This is a genomic window from Parcubacteria group bacterium (assembly GCA_041660065.1).
In the GTDB taxonomy this organism is placed as follows: Bacteria; Patescibacteriota; Minisyncoccia; order Moranbacterales.
The window spans coordinates 201,971-220,605 of sequence record JBAZXC010000002.1 but is presented as its reverse complement, the minus strand read 5'-3'; the positions used below and the strand labels follow the sequence as shown (position 1 = coordinate 220,605).

The 18,635-nt window shown below is 38.3% G+C and carries 19 protein-coding genes; 14 read left to right on the top strand and 5 right to left on the bottom strand.

Annotated elements, in window-relative coordinates:
* Window positions 1-57 precede the first annotated feature (57 nt).
* From WC819_03580 to WC819_03570, 3 genes are read left to right on the top strand one after another with little or no spacing between them, the layout of a single operon-like run.
* Window positions 58-1,239 carry a hypothetical protein gene (locus WC819_03580; protein MFA5986402.1) on the top strand — a complete coding sequence of 394 codons (1,182 nt, stop codon included), beginning with the start codon at window positions 58-60 and terminating at the stop codon, window positions 1,237-1,239.
* Window positions 1,240-1,256: 17 nt separating this feature from the next.
* Window positions 1,257-1,850: a hypothetical protein gene (locus WC819_03575; GenBank protein ID MFA5986401.1), complete on the top strand. Its 594-nt coding sequence runs from the start codon at window positions 1,257-1,259 to the stop codon at window positions 1,848-1,850.
* Window positions 1,851-1,877: 27 nt separating this feature from the next.
* Entirely contained in the window at window positions 1,878-2,273 is a 396-nt protein-coding gene (locus WC819_03570; protein ID MFA5986400.1) for a DUF488 family protein, read from the top strand.
* A 208-nt stretch (window positions 2,274-2,481) separates the two neighbouring features.
* Here the strand turns inward: WC819_03570 and WC819_03565 are convergent, their stop codons facing one another.
* The 3 genes from WC819_03565 to WC819_03555 form a co-directional block, all read right to left on the bottom strand.
* Complete coding sequence (locus WC819_03565; GenBank protein MFA5986399.1) at window positions 2,482-3,585, bottom strand: AAA family ATPase; 1,104 nt, start codon at window positions 3,583-3,585, stop codon at window positions 2,482-2,484.
* Between the two features lie 464 nt (window positions 3,586-4,049).
* Complete coding sequence (locus WC819_03560) at window positions 4,050-4,340, bottom strand: hypothetical protein (GenBank protein ID MFA5986398.1); 291 nt, start codon at window positions 4,338-4,340, stop codon at window positions 4,050-4,052.
* 159 nt (window positions 4,341-4,499) lie between these two features.
* On the bottom strand, window positions 4,500-4,655 hold the full coding sequence (locus WC819_03555; GenBank protein MFA5986397.1) for a hypothetical protein: 156 nt from the start codon (window positions 4,653-4,655) through the stop codon (window positions 4,500-4,502).
* A gap of 786 nt (window positions 4,656-5,441) precedes the next feature.
* Between WC819_03555 and rhuM the strand changes: the two genes are divergently transcribed.
* The 3 genes from rhuM to WC819_03540 all read left to right on the top strand — a co-directional run bounded on the left by rhuM (window position 5,442) and on the right by WC819_03540 (window position 8,027).
* The gene (rhuM, locus tag WC819_03550; GenBank protein MFA5986396.1) at window positions 5,442-6,428 is read left to right on the top strand and encodes a RhuM family protein; all 987 of its coding nucleotides are present in this window, start codon (window positions 5,442-5,444) and stop codon (window positions 6,426-6,428) included.
* Window positions 6,429-6,541: 113 nt separating this feature from the next.
* Window positions 6,542-7,585, top strand: coding sequence for a hypothetical protein (locus WC819_03545; protein MFA5986395.1), 1,044 nt, complete (start codon window positions 6,542-6,544; stop codon window positions 7,583-7,585).
* A 121-nt stretch (window positions 7,586-7,706) separates the two neighbouring features.
* The gene (locus tag WC819_03540) at window positions 7,707-8,027 is read left to right on the top strand and encodes a hypothetical protein (GenBank protein ID MFA5986394.1); all 321 of its coding nucleotides are present in this window, start codon (window positions 7,707-7,709) and stop codon (window positions 8,025-8,027) included.
* Between the two features lie 227 nt (window positions 8,028-8,254).
* On the opposite strand, the gene WC819_03535 is transcribed toward WC819_03540, so the two are convergent.
* Window positions 8,255-8,545 carry a hypothetical protein gene (locus tag WC819_03535; GenBank protein ID MFA5986393.1) on the bottom strand — a complete coding sequence of 97 codons (291 nt, stop codon included), beginning with the start codon at window positions 8,543-8,545 and terminating at the stop codon, window positions 8,255-8,257.
* Between the two features lie 157 nt (window positions 8,546-8,702).
* On the bottom strand, window positions 8,703-8,858 hold the full coding sequence (locus WC819_03530; protein ID MFA5986392.1) for a hypothetical protein: 156 nt from the start codon (window positions 8,856-8,858) through the stop codon (window positions 8,703-8,705).
* Between the two features lie 379 nt (window positions 8,859-9,237).
* On the opposite strand from WC819_03530, the gene WC819_03525 reads away from it, so the two are divergent.
* The 8 genes from WC819_03525 (at window position 9,238) to WC819_03490 (ending at window position 18,588) form a co-directional block, all read left to right on the top strand.
* Window positions 9,238-11,628, top strand: coding sequence for a DEAD/DEAH box helicase family protein (locus WC819_03525; protein MFA5986391.1), 2,391 nt, complete (start codon window positions 9,238-9,240; stop codon window positions 11,626-11,628).
* Window positions 11,629-11,631: 3 nt separating this feature from the next.
* A complete protein-coding gene (locus tag WC819_03520) occupies window positions 11,632-14,109 on the top strand; it encodes an N-6 DNA methylase (GenBank protein ID MFA5986390.1) in 2,478 nt (825 codons plus the stop codon).
* 63 nt (window positions 14,110-14,172) lie between these two features.
* Entirely contained in the window at window positions 14,173-14,655 is a 483-nt protein-coding gene (locus tag WC819_03515) for a hypothetical protein (protein MFA5986389.1), read from the top strand.
* On the top strand, window positions 14,652-15,809 hold the full coding sequence (locus tag WC819_03510; protein MFA5986388.1) for a DGQHR domain-containing protein: 1,158 nt from the start codon (window positions 14,652-14,654) through the stop codon (window positions 15,807-15,809). The genes WC819_03515 and WC819_03510 overlap by 4 nt, the downstream gene beginning before the upstream one ends.
* A 19-nt stretch (window positions 15,810-15,828) precedes the next feature.
* The gene (locus WC819_03505; GenBank protein ID MFA5986387.1) at window positions 15,829-17,007 is read left to right on the top strand and encodes a DNA adenine methylase; all 1,179 of its coding nucleotides are present in this window, start codon (window positions 15,829-15,831) and stop codon (window positions 17,005-17,007) included.
* 24 nt (window positions 17,008-17,031) lie between these two features.
* Window positions 17,032-17,145, top strand: coding sequence for a hypothetical protein (locus tag WC819_03500; protein ID MFA5986386.1), 114 nt, complete (start codon window positions 17,032-17,034; stop codon window positions 17,143-17,145).
* A gap of 216 nt (window positions 17,146-17,361) precedes the next feature.
* Window positions 17,362-17,928, top strand: a complete 567-nt coding sequence (locus tag WC819_03495; GenBank protein ID MFA5986385.1) for a hypothetical protein — start codon at window positions 17,362-17,364, stop codon at window positions 17,926-17,928.
* A 93-nt stretch (window positions 17,929-18,021) separates the two neighbouring features.
* Window positions 18,022-18,588: a hypothetical protein gene (locus tag WC819_03490; GenBank protein ID MFA5986384.1), complete on the top strand. Its 567-nt coding sequence runs from the start codon at window positions 18,022-18,024 to the stop codon at window positions 18,586-18,588.
* Window positions 18,589-18,635: the final 47 nt, after the last annotated feature.

Sequence of the window (18,635 nt, the reverse complement as noted above, 5' to 3'; positions counted from 1 at the left end):
AGAAAGACAAAATATTTAAAGAGCTTTCTTTTGAAAAGAGACCACTATAAAGAATTTATGGAACAGAAAATCTTTCTAAGTAAATATTTGATTTGGGGCTTGTTTTCTGGGTTTATTTTGGGAATGATTTTTCCGCTCATAGGGATCTTTTTTGAAACGCAAGACGGAGGAACGATCAGCCGACATTTATCGGTGATTTTTTTTGTTCCCATGTCTTTGGTCGTTGTGATCTTTCAGCCAGTCTTCGAATTGGAAGCGGAAAAAGCTTTCTACGTGTATATATTTGTAACGGCTGTTCTCTGGGTACTTGCGGGGCTTTTGGCGGGCTATCTTTTTTTCAAATGGAAAAATTATCGACAACAAAAAAATGATGCGGATATTTCTCCGGATAGCAGGAAACAAAGCAATTGGTGGATATTTGTTGTTCTGGTTGTTCTGTTTAGTATTGTTTTATATGCCGGCACTCTCTATGTCCAGATTATTAGTGCCCATCGTAATCGCGATGAAATAGACCAAAAAAGAAGCGAGCAAGAAAATATCATCCTACAAAAGAGATTGGACGGGGAATTGGCAAAAATGGAAGTAGAAAAACAAAAAGTAGAAATCATTCCAGAAAATACCGGTGACCAAGGATATTTTGAAGAAAGAAACGATGCTCTTTCAAAAATGTGGCAGACAGATGGAAAATGGAAGCGTTATACCAACAAAAAATACGGTTTTGCCATTGATCTTCCTTCGAATTGGTCAGCTTCCGAATTTCAGAAGAGCCAAGATTTTGTTGAGATAAAAATCACCAATGAAAATCTCTCAGCTGATATACGTAATGATTTTTCAATATGGCTGGTAGCGGCAAAAAAAGATTATATCCCCGATAGTCCGACCAATGGAGCCGGCACATGCGCTGTCGATTTTGACGATGTGGATCGTTTTTGTAAAAAAGGTTGCAAAAAACTGAATAGCCATACGGCGATTGATTATCGCATCATCTATGAAGGAGAACCGATGCCGTCAATGCAAGCATATTCCACTGCCAGTAGTGCATACCCGTCGATTTGTTTGGATATAGGGATCTATGATGAGATCAATACAATTTCCCAAAAAGAGGGAATTAGTCAGGAAGAAGTAGTGGAAAAATACGCTCAAGGGCTGTTGGACGGATCGGATGCTCACGCTGAACTCAAGGAGGCGGTGCAAGTGTTTCAGCGGATGGCAGGATCAATTTCTTCTGTGGAGAAATAATAAGCTAAAAAAATGATATGCTCAGCAAAAATTCTAAGATTGATTTGATCGTGTACGCAGTTTCTTTATTGGTGATCCTGTATGATTTCTCGGATGGGATAGGGTTTCTCGTACTTTTTAGCGTTGGGTTACTCGCTTTGATCACGTGCATATCCATAGCCAATGATATTAAAAAACTGGACAATTCGAAAATAATGAACGTGTGGAATATTTCAGCGAGCAGTCTAATCATCTTTTCCTTACTGATGTTATTTTATGGCTTGGGCGGCATAGGCGTTGGGCAAGAATGCCTCATGCTTTTGGCGGTCGGTTTTATGTATGGGATATTCTGCCTCTTGGCCATAATCGTTGGCGTTATCATTGTGATGGTCAATAAGAATCGTTTTGTCAACGGAAATCCAGGGAAAATTCTTGGGATAGTTTTGGTTGTGATTGCGATAATCTTTTTTTATAACAACATTGTCTCTGAAACGGCAAAGCTATCAAAAAGCCCCCAGCTGTGTTCAATGCAGTTGGAGCTTCAGGATGATTCTTTTATCTTTGTCAAAGGAGCCAATGATCGATGTATATATGATATAATTGGAAATCAAAAGATCAATAAAAATAAGTAAAAAAACGATCAAAAAAGGAGATCAATAATGATCCGTACAAAATGTATTTTATTGCCGGCGACAAATTCTGATGGGTTGCGGATCTCAGTGATGTCGCGACACACGCTAAACGATGGTACCACGCCGGACGAGCGCATCTGGCCATGTTCATTTGATCTATGGCTCAAAGATCTCGCGCCACCGGACAGAATTGTCGGGAAATATTATCGGGGGGAGATCACTTATGGTCACTACTGCGATCTGTATCTGGCGCATCTGCGCAAAGATCACATCGCGACGATCGTGCGAACGATTGCGCGTTATGCATTGCATAAGAGAGTGACATTCCTGTGTATCGAATCTGTGCCGACACTCTGTCATCGCACGATCCTGCTGTATGAGTGCCTGTATTATGAGCCGGAGCTGCATATCCAACACTACTAAAGCCGGATGTTTCAAAAGAAACACCGGCTTTTACATTTGGGCAAGAAATCAAAGAAAAAATTGTCAGGAGAAACTATGTTTGAGTCTGAAAACTCTTGTCATTCCCGTGAAAACGGGAATCTAGACTTAATCCTATACACAATAAATAAAGAGCATGGGGAGTTTTCCTCATGCTCTTGCTTTTTGATCTTGTGCCACCTCATATCAATCAATCTTTGATCGATGCGGCGATACTGTTGTTGTAAAACCGTTCATCATCCGTTACGTCAAGTGACGTGGGAATGAACGGGGGGAGAATGACCTCTGTTTGCCCCTGGGTAAGGCGCACTTCGAGAATTTTCATGTTGTTGTGATGGAAATGGTCCAACTCGAAATACTGGTTTTGCCAGACGAAATGCGTCCGGGTCTTCCGTACCACGCCTCGCGAAAGATCCCTTCTGCGCAGGAAGTCGAAGAATTCATCTTCGCTAATGATCCGATCGACCTTGGCTCTCTCCATGCCCGGACGATTTGTTTTGATCGTGTAGAAGTACGTACTGGCGTCATGCCGTGTCCGTTTCCTGACGCGCTCCTTGTCTCCGTTGAGATAGTATTGCTCTATGGCAACATCTACATGGGGAATAGGGATGATGAGCGGTTCGTCAGCCTCGGTAATGAGGAATTTCCGTTCATACTCTGTCGGACCGGGAATGCCCAGGATCGAGGACACGATCTGTTGTGTGCGCATGAGTTTTCCTGCAAAAGACGTGCTGTTGTCCACAACGACCAAGCGATGATGACCGTGCCACGCTTGTTCAGTGGCTTGGTCCAATTCTCGTGCTTTTTTGGGCGATTCTGATCGTGCGGCATTATTGCTCAGTGTGTAATATTCTTCTGCTCCATCAGCGGCTGTGCGCAGATGGATCACACCGGCATAGCGCCTGTCACATGCATCTGCAAGATCCAAATTTTCTTTGGCGAGGATCTTTGTAAATGCTTCATCTCCGACATAGGCACGTGAATCCATGAGGCCTCTGTCGCACAGGAGAATGGTTGGCTTGGAAGGGTCGTTTGTTTTCATCCGCAAAGCGGCCATCGCAAACAAGTCCTCCTTTGCACAAATGTTTTTGGTTACAAACTGCTGAAACAGCACGTTGTCATCAAAATTTTGTGGTCGGATCCCGCAGGTGATCAGCTCAGTGGCTGCCTCCGGAACGATGGCAACACGGTAATCCAGTCCCGTCAGCCACTCCAAGAGTCGGCAGAGGGCGCTGGTTTTTCCTGCACAAGGACCACCTGTCAAAACGATCAATAAAATCTTTCCTGTAAGCATATGTAGCCTCCAATTTTTTGGGTTGAAACGATAGTGATCAAAAATGTATGGATATTTACTTGTCAAAGATCTGACAGGAAATAATAATATAAATACAGTAAAAAGTCAATATTTTTTGGTAATGTCTAAACACATTTGATAAATGGGGTCAGGTACCTTTAATTAAGCAATCAATTACTTACATGAAATTTTAATGAAAAAAATATTATAATTATGAATGCAACGTTAAAAATACCGCGTAACATAATCCCACGGCCGTATAATTATGTTACACGTTGTAAATAATTTAAAAATAAAAATATGGGGCAGAGCACAATACAGTTTTTCAAAGAACTTATTAGAGGGAAGATCGCGGAATTGATCTTTGAGTAGATAACGTAAGTGATTCCAAGGTAATCAACGCGAATCAAAAAGATAAAAAAACCGACGACATGTGTAGACATGTGTCGGTTGTATCGGGGCATTTAGAATTCGTTTGGATCAAATGTGTCAGTAAGAATTTGACGTGCAAATTCGTGCAAGTATTCGACCGAAGAGCTCGCAATGATGAAAGTGCGTTCAGCAGATTCATCGTTGGGTTCTTTTGACGCGATCAAAACTGTATTTTCCGGCATTTTATTTGTAGTGATCCACATGGTATTATCAAGGGGAATTTTTAGCACCTTACCTTTCAGGTGGATGATGAGGACGGTTACTTTGTCACCCGTGATGATGCACTTTGTGTTGATGATATCGTCCGTAGTGATTTTTATCATGAAATACTCCTCCGAAATGTAGGGGTTTTTCCAAAAAAAACTGTTAAATAACGCGATGAGTCATTGTATATCACAATTGAAAAATACACAACGCCAAAAAAATAGAGACAGGTGATGTTGCATCCTGTCTCCGTAGAGAGCTATTGGTCGTTTGAGCGACTAATAGCGGGTAGGTCGACCCTTTTCGCGCTTTTTTTGTTCTCTTTTTGCAACGATATTGGGGGGCACTGGTTTGGTACGACCTTTTGTTTTGATTCCGGCTCGCCGTCCATTACTTTTTTTGTTGCCTGTTTTGTTAGTTCCGTGTCCAGCCATGAGATCCTCCTTGTCATTGGGATGGTTTATGGTTCGGTAAAATCCATTTATTGCTATCATAGCAAAAAACGCAATGCGTGTGAAATGTGCAAAAAAATTGACATGAGCCGGCTCGCCGTGTACTCTTTTTTATAGTCGATTACAAAACGAAGTTCTTTAGATAAATACACAAGCGGATAAGATGAGTCTCCAGTTTGATCAAATTCAACAAAAATATGGGGGACAAGATGAAAAGAGGGTGCCAAAATAGGGATAAGATGAGATCACAAGCGATTCAATACCGTCAACAAATTCACTATGATCGCGTAGTGGAAGTGGGGAGGGATCGCCAAAGGAAAGAGACGAGAGCCAAGCGACTCGATATCATTGTAAAAAAAAGATATTAGCAAGACGAATGGACTTGTGTTGCCACCTGGAGTCAAAATTCCCATACGATACATTACCGTGGAGGGGATGATCGTTTTGGATAATCATGACGAAATTGATCCGTTAAATCTGTAAAAAAGAGGGAAGAACCCTTGGTAAATTTGCAAAGGGCATTGGTGTAAATCACTGATGCCCATTTTTATTACCTGTGCTTGGCTGTAAATTTGTTATCACACAAAAAAATTTTGCATATCTCCTTTTTGTAAAGGGGGCCTGCCTGCCGGTAGGTAGGAATTAAAGAGGGATTTTAAACATCCCCAACCATTCGGGAATTCTGAAGAGTTTAAAAATTGCATCACATTGGCAGGGAATAGGGAAAAAGGGTAGAATGAATGTGCTAATTTAAAACAAAATATATCCATGGCAAACAAGAAACAATTGGCAATTTATCAAGCAAAAAACGGAGCAATAGAACTTCGTGAGGATTTTGATAATGAAACAATTTGGGCAACACAAAAACAAATTGCCGAGATTTTTGATGTTGATAGAACTGTGATTGTCAAACATATTAAAAACATCTTTTCTGATAAAGAACTTGATCAGAAAGTGGTATGTGCAAATTTTGCACATACCACAAAACACGGAGCGATAGAGGGGAAAATGCAAACTAGGACAGTGAATTTCTATAACTTGGATATTATTTTAGCGGTTGGATATAGAACAAATTCTGTTCGCGCAATTGAGTTTAGACGTTGGGCTAATAAAATTCTCGGACAATATATCACAAAAGGATATCTCATCAATCCGCAACGGATTGGCAAAAATTATGACAATTTTCTCACAGCGGTAGAACACGTACAAAAGCTGCTACCAAAAGATCATACGATCAAAACAGATGATATTTTGGAACTGATCAAAACATTTGCCGGTACATGGTTTTCATTGGAAGCCTATGATGAAGATCGGTTGCCACACAAGGGTGTAACAAAAAAAGATGTATCACTGCGTGCGAGTGATTTGTACAGTGCTGTAGGTGATTTAAAGAAAGATTTGATTGCCAAAAAACAAGCATCGGATCTGTTTGCACAAGAAAAACAAGAAAAAAATCTTGAAGGTATATTGGGTAACGTTTTGCAATCAGCGTTTGGCGCTGATATGTATCCGAGTATTGAAGAAAAAGCTGCACATCTACTATATTTTGTCGTGAAAAATCACCCGTTTAACGATGGCAATAAGCGTACGGGCGCATTTGCATTTGTGTGGTTTTTGCACAAAACGGGTATTGATTTCCAAAAAAAGATCACGCCGGAATCACTTACCACGATCACACTGCTTGTGGCAGAATCAAAACCACGCGACAAAGATCGCATGATCGGACTGATATTGTTATTATTGAATGGAAAATGATATAACAGAGGAAAAAGAAGAAGGAAAAATTGATATAAAAAAAATAATTAATAGAATATCAGGGAAAGATATAGTATCGGAATACTGATTCAAAGATAAAAAAATGCCCACATATGAAAAATCCATTTGAACAACCCGTTGCACAAGCTCCCGCGGAAAATACGCCGGAAAGAAAAACAACTATTTCACGCGCATTGATGAAAAATAAAGAAGATGAAGAAAAAGCATTGGAATTCTTTGCGGATCTATTTGAAAATCAAGAATTTTATGGCTTTGAAAGAGAGAAAACAGACGATGAATCTGAGATTATTGATGCTGTCAATGAAAAAATGAAAGACTTTGTGGAACGCTATGGTGGAATATATACTAAAATCACCGCTGATCATATCCATATTATAGATCAAAAAAAGTTATCAAAATCTAATTGGTCAAGATTTCGCGATGAAGATGGCTCAATGTGTGATGGACTTTATATAATGGAGATTCAAGGTGCCTTGATAAATCTATTTCGTCATGATGATCTTGTAAAATTTGCAAAAGTCCTTTCACATGAATTGATTCACTTGCAAGAATATCAAACAGTACATGCACAATGGCAAGATGATGAAAAGAGCAAATTGCACTATCATAGACGAAGAGACGGCATGAGAATCTTTGGTATGCAAGATAAAGAAGGTGGCTATGGGTATTTTGAAATGTTGAATGAGGCTGTCACAGAGGAATTGGCAAGACGATTTGCAGTGGAGAATTTTGCGGACATACCTGCTCTTGAGGCCGGAATGAATTTTCGTGATGAAACTTATCCTGGATTTGATGAAACGGAGCGTATTTCAGGCACATTTGTGAGAGAACTGCATAAGAGGGGCTATGAAGGAATGTCCAAATGGGGGACAGCTGATGTATATCTCGAAGAGCGACAATTTCTCAATAAGCTTATTGACCAAATCTATGAAAAAAGTTCTGAACAATTCGCATCGCGCGAAGATGTCTTTGCTGTTTTTGCAAAAGCACATTTCACAGGACATCTTTTGCCACTTGCACGACTGATTGAGAAAACGATGGGGAAGGGATATTTGCGAAAACTTGCAGAGGAACAAAAAATGACATATCCCGAAGATCATTTTATAGTGAAACAAAACCGTGTGAAAGAAGAATAAAAATATTGATGAACCTTGACAAATTAGCATATTTGTAATATGGTATTGATAATGAAATTAGAAGTTCTTTGTCGAAGAGGCAATTAGGAGGTAAGCGCAAAACTTGGAGGAGGGTGATATTATGAAATGTAAAAGTTGTTTTGATGAGTCGGAGGAAGAGATTGGATATGGGAGAACACGGATTATAAGAATCCCTGTTGACATGGAGCGAACATGTGGCGATACTGATGGGTTCACATATCATCAATGCCCTAGGTGCGGTCGAACAAAAAAAAGAAAAGAAGGTTTTTTTACTGCTGGCCTAGCATATGATGTGGAACCGCAAGATTATCCGCAAGATGCTCCAAAAAAGCCTATGGGTAAAGTAGCAAAAGTGGCAGTTGGTGTCGGTGCTGCGATCCTGGTAGGTGCATTATTGGAAGCGGCAAGTAAAAAAAGTTGAGCAGAAATCTCTGCAAATATCAAAGTAGGCGTGACTTAATGAGGGTCACGCTTTTTTATATTCAAAAATTAGTCAAGGAGTAATAATAATTGTTATCATGAGCATGCAAGGGGGGGCGTACAGTGATACATTATTAAAAAAAGACAATTAACATAAATTAATAAAAAATAAAAACCGACAACATGTATAGACATGTCGTCGGTTGTGGCGATAGGGGAGAGTCCAGGTTATCTCCACAATATTTCATTAAATGAGTCGGTGAGAATCTGATGTCCAAATGCGCGCAATGTTTCCATCGTGTCACCTACAATGGTAAAATCACATTCTGCGGTTCCTTGATTGGGCTCTTCTGAGATTTCAACGCTATTGGTCGGTGCAGATTTGTCAACAAGCCATGTAGTTCGTTCAAGAGGTAGTCTGACCAGGGGCAACTTCACAAGCAAGATGAGGATGACTGATTTGCCATCTATGATGGTGTACTTTGTGCTGATAATGTCACGTGATGTGATGCTCTGCATAGGTATTCCTCCGTGATGTAGGGTTTGTTTAGGAAATTGTTAAATGTACACGACGTGCCATCCTAACACAAAATTGATAAAAATGCAACACATTAAAAAAGGGAGACAGGTGATGTTGCACACTGTCTCCATGGGGAGTTGTTGGTCGTTTTAACGACTAATAGCGGTTATTTCTGCTTCTTTCACGCTTCTCCTGCTCTCTTTTGGCAGCGATTGTGGGTGGCATTTGTTTGGCACGACCTTTTGTCTTGATTCCGGCTCGCCGTCCATTGCTTTTTTTGTTGCCTGTTTTGTTGGTTCCGTGTCCAGCCATGAAATCCTCCTCAATAGTATGATGATCTAATGGTGATGGTGCAATTATTTATAGATATCATAGCAAAAATCTCAATATGTGTGAAATGTGCCATGTAAAAAGTGTATTTCAATACACACATAGCCACTCCTCGTATCTCTTAGTAAGTGATCTCCCATCGCCAATCGCGAGTTCTCCTTGAGTGGGTGTAGCAATCTCCCATTGTCATTGCGAGCCCTCTTTGAGTTGGGTGTAGCAATCTGGTATATGTTATCAAAAGAGCATCATGATAAAATGAAATAAATAGCAACACCAAAAAAAACACCATAAAAAAGCCATTTTTTTGATTTTTGGTGGGATAGGGGGTAGAATGAAAGAGTTATATTATGATGTTATATCTATGAGTGAAGCTTTTTCACGTGTTGTTATTGATAGAAAATTGCGGGATGCCAAATGGGATATTGAAAGTTTTCAACAAGTTATTTTTGAAGATCATGGCGTTGCAGGACGATCGGATTATATTTTGAAAAACTCATCTGGACAACCATTAGCGCTTATTGAAGCAAAGGCACCAGAAATTGATCCGTATAGCGCCAAACAACAGGCGTTAAATTATGTGGATGCTCAGTATAAAGGAAAAATCCAATATATTTATTTGGCAAATGATCACGTTATTTATTTTTGGGATATTACCAAAGGAGATGCGATTCAAGTAAATGAATTTTATACACAACGGGATCTTGAGCGCAAAAGAAATGCTGATACGATGGGTAATGTAGTGCCACTTACGCGCAATCCGATCACACCAGACTATTTACAAAGAGTTGATCCGAGTAATTTTTCATTGCGCCATTATCAAGTAGAAGCAATCAATACAATTGCCGAAGGATATGATGCCGGCAAAAGAGCATTTCTTTTGGAGATGGCAACGGGGACGGGTAAGACTGGACTTGCGGCTGCGCTTATTCGCAAATTTTTAGAAACACACCAGGCGCAAAATGTTCTCTTTCTTGTAGACCGTATTACACTTGCTACACAAACCAAGGGGGCATTCGAACCAATTTTAGGTGATTTATCATCCATTGCCACATTTTGGGGAAGTGCACGCAATAATATTGTTGGCGCAAATGTTGTGGTGGCAACAATTCAAAGCATGATTAAGAATGGCGAAGATTATTTTTCACCGGGGTATTTTGATTTAATTATTCATGATGAGGCACACCGCAGTATATATTCTGCACAAGCACGTGCTGCAACAGATCGTTTTTACGGAGCGACAAAAGTTGGTCTCACTGCCACACCGAAAGACTTTCTCAAAAATATTGATGAATCACAATTACAAATAGATGATCCGCGTGCATTTGAAAAACGTCTTCAGAGAGATACATATAAGTTTTTTGGATGTGCGGATGGTGTGGCAACATATCGTTATACTATTCAAGATGGCATTGGCGATTCACAGGGGCCATTTCTTGTCGGTCCACGATTTCACAAAATGAACACGGTGCTTACGCAAAAGGCACTTAGTCCAGAGGGTTTGGAAGTATCCGAGGCAAAGGGCGAATCCTTTACAATTCGAGATTTGGAAAAGAAGGTCTATTTGGAAAAAACGAACCGCACGATGATGCAGGAATTTCTCGATAATGCCAATAAAGCACCTGATGGAGAAATTGGCAAGTCGATTATTTTTGCGGTATCACAGCGGCATGCACTGAAGTTGGAAAAAATTCTCAATGAGATGATGCCGGCATATGGTGGACAATTTGCCAAAACAATTACGAGTAGTGTGATGAATGCACAACAAATCGCCAAAGAATTCAAGGATCCAGAAAATCAACGTATGCGTGTTGCGGTATCAGTAGATATGCTCACCACAGGTTTTGACTGTCCGGAAGTTCTCAATATCGTACTTGCACGACCGATTTTTGAAACAACCTCATATCAGCAAATTAAGGGACGCGGCACACGTTTGTACACGTTTCACCATGATGGTAAAGATTTTAAAAAAGAGTTTTTTACGATTTTTGATTTTTGCGGTGTTGTGGAATACTTTGAAGAAAAATATGATTGGGAAGCGCCACTCAAAACCCCATTAATATTAAAGGGGGCTACGGTGACAGGTGGCAGAGGTGAGGGAGTTATTGGCGATGGTGGAACTGAAACGCCGTCGCCATTTACACCAATTGTGAGCAACGATGATGATGCTGTGCTTACCAGGGATAAAATGACGGTTGGTCCCGATGGTGATGCAGTGGACAAAAACATGTATCAATCCGCATGGACCAAAGCAATTCAAGAAATTGTCGCAGAAAATGGGGAAGTTCTCAAGATGGCAGAAGATGAAGAGCGTGAGGCAGAGTTGAGTCTATTTTTGGATGAACACGTATTTAACAAACCAAAAGAATATTTTTCAGAAGATAAATTGCAAGAAGGTTTTGGTGTAATTGTATCCATTCGTAATTTTGTACTCAGTGCACTGGGCAAGGAAGAGCTTCCAACGCGTGATTCGCAGAGAGATCAATGGATGGAGGATATGGTACAAAAATACGGTATAGAGCCAGGTGCGGATCAAGAGCGCACATTGATGTCACGACTGATTTTTGCCAAGATGACGACCAACGATGAATTGCGTGAGAAAGTGGTGCGATCTGCACAGGAGAGAAATGTGTCATTTTTATCAGAGCCACCATTTAACGTGTATAGACCGGGTGAATGGTTAGAACGATTTAAAGAGGAAGAACTGATCGAAATGGCGGAAGATATTGCCACAAGTAAAATATTAAAAATATAAAAAATGTCATTACAAGAATTTCGTAGCAAGATCAATAGCATTATGGATGTCATTTGGGCTGGCGGTCTTACCAATCATACGGCGGTGATTGAACTCATGATTTATATTATTTTTTTACGCGAACTACACAAGCATGATCAAGAGCAAAAACTGTTGGACAAAAAATATAAACCGGTTTTAAGTGGGGAGCTGGCAATTTATCAGTGGGATAATATTCTCAGTCTCAATGCAGATGCTCTTTTCGGACACTTGGGAGATGCCTTTGAAAAAATTGCAGAAAAAACAACGAATCCAACAGTGAAGATGCTTTACAACAAAGCACATGTGAAACTTTTTGCCAGACCGGCACTGCGTACAGTCGTGCATAAAATCGAAGAATTGATGGCAGATCTAGAATCTGAAGAAAAAACAACACGATCGGATCTTTTTGGCGATCTTTATGAATATTTGCTTTCCAGTATCGCATCAGCGGGCACAGGAGGACAGTTCCGCACACCAAGACATATTATCAAATTTATTGTAGACGTCATCGATCCAAAGGCAGAAGAAAGTATTTGTGATCCGGCCTGTGGTACGGGCGGATTTCTTGTTGCGGCATTGGATCATTTGAAACAGAAGTACACAACTGATGATTTTAAAAAAGCGGGAAAATTTCCGATGGATATCCTCACAGGAAAACAACAGAAATTTTTGGAAAATCAAGCATTCACGGGGTTTGACAGTGATCCGGATATGATCAAATTCGGTCTCATGAATTTATACTTTCATAAATTGCCACATGCGACGATTAAGCGACGCAATTCACTTGTGGATACGCAAGGGGAAACGACAAAATGGGATATCATATTGGCAAATCCACCATTCGCGGGCAAGATCGATCGTGCGGCAGTGGCAGAAGAATTGCAGATGGACACAGGAGCGACTGAAGTGCTTTTTCTCAATTATATGATTCGTCATCTGACTGATCGTGGGCGATGTGGCGTGATTGTACCAGAGGGCGTGATTTTTCAGGCAGCTCGTGCGCATAAAGCGATTCGTGAGAAGCTTGTAGAAGATGCAGGGCTTTGGGCTGTGGTAAGTTTGCCGAGTGGCGTTTTTAATCCGTATGCAGGTGTGAAGACGTCAATCCTCTTTTTTGACAAGACCAAAAAGGAAACGAATGACGAAATTCTTTTTGTCAAAATCGCCAATGATGGTTTTGATCTCGGCGCACAGCGCAGACCAAGTGATAAAAATGATTTGTCATGTGCAGTGGAAATTTTAAATGCATGGAAAGAAAATCAAACGATGCCTTCATCATGTCATTCCGGACTTGATCCGGAATCTATAGCAACAGCCGTTAAAAAATCTAAAATTGTGGAGAGTGGAGATTATAATTTGAGTGGCGATCGCTATTTTGAATCTGTAGATTATACAAATGTAAAATGGCCAATGATAAAAATTGAAGACTTAATACTTACGATTGTTCCACCAAAAAAATTAAAAAAAGAAGATATAAAAAGTGATGGTCGATATCCTGTCATTGATCAATCTCAAGATAATATATCTGGTTGGAGCGATGATGTAGATGCCATAATATCAGTACAAAACCCAGTGATTGTTTTTGGTGATCATACCTGCGCAATTAAATATATTGAAAATAATTTTATTCAAGGTGCAGATGGTATTAAAATTTTGCAGACAAATGACAAATTGCTTCCAAAATTTTTGTATTATTATTTAATAGTAAATCCAATAGAATCTGACGGGTACAAAAGACATTTTGGAAAATTAAAATCAACAAAAATTCCACTTCCACCTCTCGAAATCCAAGAAAAAATCGTAGCAGAATTGGATGGCTATCAAAAAATCATCACCGGCGCAAAACAAATCACAGAAAATTGGAAGCCAAAAATTGAAATTGACCCAGAGTGGAAAAAGGTAAAGATTGGAGATGTTTCTACGCTCATGACAGGAGGCACTCCACGATCCACAATTAAAGAATATTATAATGGGGATATTAAGTGGCTTGTTTCTGGTGATATCCATAGAGGGGAAATTTATGATTGTGAAGGTAGGATTACACAGCTTGGATTAGATAATTCAAATGCTAGATTATTGCCAAAAAACTCTGTTTTGATAGCATTGAATGGTCAAGGAAAGACACGTGGGACCATTGCCATTCTTAGAACTGAAGCTGCTTGTAATCAATCGTTGGTTTCTATAAATCCAGATGAAAATAAATTGATCTCAGAATTTTTATTATATTCTTTGAAAGAAAAATATCAAGAAATAAGAAACATTAACGGAGAAAATCAAAGAGGTGGTTTGAATATGCCAATTATTAGATCCATCAAAATTTCTTTGCCATCAAAAATAAATCAAAAACTAATTGTAGAAAAAATTGAAGCAGAACGTGTTTTGGTTGAATCAGCAAAAAAACTCATCGACATATACGAACAAAAAACAAAAGATGTGATCGCTAAATTGTGGAGTGAATAAAGTGAATATTAATCGTCATTTGCATATTTGAATATTGAATGCTACAATAGCAAATTAATTATTATGAATATATTTAAGATAATTAAAGAAACACAGGCTTGGGACGATCATAAGGAGTCGGTGTTTTTCATTTTTGTAACAATATTTTTTTCATTTTTACCAATTTGGCTCACTTTTTTTTACGTACTCATAACCGATGATAATTTTAGCATAAATCAACTCTGGAAAAATGGAGAATTTTTTATATATAGCGCAGCATTATTAGGCTCTGCTATTCACATGATGAGAGGTTATTCAAAAAAACCAGTAAATTTGTCAGAAATCTTATATATGATTTCCTGGGTTGTAATTATATTTTCTGCTGTAGGCTATATGGCCACTACAGTTGTTCCAACTAAAACACAATATATAGGATTAATATCGGGGATATTTGTTCTTTATGCTCTTGGTACGATATATTATGCACACTATCGTCAATCCCAAAATCTTGATCCTGATCAAGAAAATAAGGAGAGTCAAAGAGATATTATGAATCAATTATCATGAATACTTTAAATAATAATGAAAATTATATTGAAGTTAGTTGCATTCAGGTGAAACAACCCGTTGGAGTTTTTTATGTTGCATCAATTGGTTATAAAGATTTACTGGAAATATCTTATGCAGATATAAGACATTTGGAAACAAACTCGACTGAACTAGAAAAATATATTGGAATTCAAAGATTATTATCAAAAAATAGAGTGAAGGAAATAGCGAGCTATGTTCAGCTTGTAGATGCAACATTTCCAACTGGTATCATTGTAGAAATTAGTCAGTTTGAAAATGTTGGCGATTCTGCAATTTGCAACATTAATTATGATGAAAGTAGTGGAAAGTTAATGATTCGCAGAAATAATAATGTAGCAAAAATACTAGATGGTCAACATAGACTAGCTGGTTTGAGAGAGGGTGGACTTGATTTGAACAATGAAGATTTCACTCTAAATGTGACGATATTTGTTGATATGGATATTGAAGACCAAGCAATTATCTTTGCTACAATAAATAAAAGCCACACAAAGGTAAATAAATCACTTGTTGCAGATTTATTTGAGTATACAAAAACTAGAAGTCCACAAAAAACTGCTCATAATATTGCTAGAGCACTAGATCAGAAGGAGGGTAGTCCATTTTTTGGTAAAATTAAAATCCTTGGTGTAGCTACGGATAGATTTGAGACAATAACCCAAGCAACATTTGTTGATTCGTTGATTCGGTATATCTCAGGAAATAATATTTGTGCAATGAAAGATAGGGATATTTATAAAAGAGATTCAATACCAAATAAAGTTAATGGTGATGATGAAAAAAAACTTTTTTTGAGAAATATGTTTATTGAAGAAGAAGATGCAAATATTGCTCAAATATTGTGGAATTATTTTTTTGCAGTGCAACAAAAGTGGCCAACTGCATGGAACGATGTTCAACAAAATATGATATTAAACAAATCAACGGGGTTTATTGCCTTGATGCGATTTTTAAAAGATGCCTATCTCAGTTTTGATAAAGTTGGCGATATTGTCACAAAGGAGGAGTTTTTGGAAATATTTAATCGGATAGATTTGCAAGATGATGATTTTAATAGGGACAGATATGCTCCGGGTGGCACTGGTCCATCAGCTCTGTACAGGGAACTGAAAGAAAAATCTGGACTATAGGAAGTTAAAAAACAAAAATATGAAATACATGGGCTCAAAGCGGTTCATGCTAAATAATGGATTGGGTGAACTAATAAAAAAAACCGTGCCAACTGCAAAAAGATTTGTGGATCCTTTTTGTGGTGCTGGATCGGTTGTGCATCATGTTGCACAAAGTTTCAATGTGCCTGTTTTAGCTTCTGATTTGCAAATGTATGGTAAGATTTTGTCTGGTTCTATTATTGAGCGAGACAAAAAGTTAAATCCTGTGTCACTGGAAAATAAATGGATTGAAGAAGCAAATGCAAAGATAAAATCCTCCACATTTTTTAATGAAGCAGTGAAGTTGCAGGATTGTAAAATCAGTGTACTTAGAAAAACAGTTCAAAAATCACGAAAACTATGTGAAAAAAAATCAAGTATTGGTCCAATCTGGAATGCATATGGCGGTCACTATTTCAGTCCATTACAAGCGTTGACGATTGATTATCTTATAAAATATTTACCAAAAAACAGTACAGAAAAAACAGCATGTCTTGCAGCGCTTATTGATGCTGTAAGTCGAACGATAGCAGCTCCGGGGCACACAGCTCAACCTTTTCAACCAACAGAAACTGCTGGAAAGTTTCTCTATGACGCATGGCATAGAGATATCATACATGTATGCAAGACTACCCTTAAGGAAATTTCTGAAAAACACGCAAAAGTAAAAGGAAAGACATATGTGGATGATGCAATCCATTTTATCAAAACAAAAGTTAAAGAGGGCGATCTTGTCTTTATTGATCCGCCATATTCCGGTGTGCATTATAGTAGGTTTTATCACGTATTAGAAACAATCGCACGAGGCACATGTGGACCAGTATCCGGCGTAGGACGCTACCCAGACATTACGGAGAGACCACAGTCACATTTTAGTAATTTAAGTCAGTCAAAAAAAGCACTTAATGATCTTTTATGTGTGCTTGCACAAAAAAAAGTGTCAGTAATTTTCACGTTTCCAAAAGGAAAATGTAGCAATGGACTTTCTGGTGAACTAGTTAAGGAGATATCAAGAAAATATTTTGACATTGATAAGTCCAGTAGACAACATTCTCATGATGTCATTGTTGGTAAATTTAGTACTCTAGGAGGAAACAATAAACTAAAAAATAATAAAATCAAAGCATCACGAGTGAAATCAGAAGAATTACTATTGTTATTAAAACCTAAAAAATAAACTATAAATGAAATTATCTATATTTTGATCAACGAGGCGATGCCGGGGTATGTGAAGATTGGTCTGACAAATGATATCAATCGACGCATCAAAGGTCACATATTCCCACGGCCGTATAATTATGTACCACATAGCTAAAGTCATTAAAAAATAAAACACGGGGCAAAAAACAATTCAATTTTTGAAAGAATAAATGATAGATGTGGTTTGGTATCTTTCATTGCGTTAAAATTATCGGGATAAATGATCAATGCAAAAATATAGGATGAAATACACCACAATTCTCCAAATTTCAAACGTGTAAAAAAGTAACATATTCCCACGGCCGTGGGATTATGTTACCATTAGTGCGCTATGTATAAAATAGGGAAGTTACAAAAAAAGATTCTCGTTTTGTTGTTTGGCGGTGTCGCACTGGGATTATCCCATTCCCCAGGTCAGTATTTTGCTACGCTTTCCGTTATGCACAAAGATTGGCAAAAAATTAATCGTCGCAGTTTTGCGCGATCGCTCAAACGACTTTCACAAGAAAAGCTTATCAAAGAACGCAAGATGCCAGATGGATCTTTTATGCTGGTTTTGACTGCGCAAGGAAAAAGGATTGCGCACCAGTTGGACTTATTTGGATCGATTGCAACATTTGTCAAACCTAAAAAATGGGATAAGAAGTGGCGCATTGTGATCTTTGATATACCGGAGGATGATCGTGTCTTTCGTGATATTTTGCGCAAACATCTTTATGTGTTGGAATTCAAACAATTGCAACAAAGCGTCTTTGTATCACCATATCCGTGCGAAAAAACGATATTGGATCTCGTTCGTCTATACAATGCAGATAAATATGTGCGTATAATTACAGCATCAACCATCGATAATGCATCAGAACTTAAAAAACATTTCTTTAAAAGAAAAGTCACATAATCATACGGCCGTATAATTATGTTACATTTTTAAAAGTGGGTTTTTCTAACTATGGGTGTAGTTGGAAAAATGATAATAATTTATAAACTATATATGAACAACAAAAATATAGATTATGAAGAACTTAATAATAATTATTATGATGCAATGGATCTCTTGGATGAAGGTAAGAGAGGTGCAAAGAAAGCGTTAAAAATACTGCAATCTGCATTAATTGCGGATGATGATTATGTGCAAACGTATATTGGTTTGATCAGTGTGTATGGCGTGCTTGGTGATGACAAAAGGCGTGAAGAAGTGACGAGAATCGCTTTTAGAAAAACGGTCAAAAAATTTCCAAAATGGCCGAAATCCATGGAGTGGGGCGACATGGATAATCGAGCGTACATGCGTGCAATACAATACATGGGCGATGATTATTGGGATCAAGGAGATAATGAAAAGGCGATTGAATTATATCGACTTTTGCTAAAAATGAATCCAAATGATAATCAAGGTGTGCGTTATGAGATCGCGGCATTGTATGCCGGGTTAAACGGAAAAGATATCAATAAGATGATGGATGAAGGAAATAAAAAACAAAATTGGAACAAGCTGAAAAAATTGGTCAATGAGCAGAATAAAAAACATAAATTTTGGAAGGATCGTAAAGATGCATAACATTACATTCCTATCCCATTACATATTTTGCAATTTATCCAAACTGC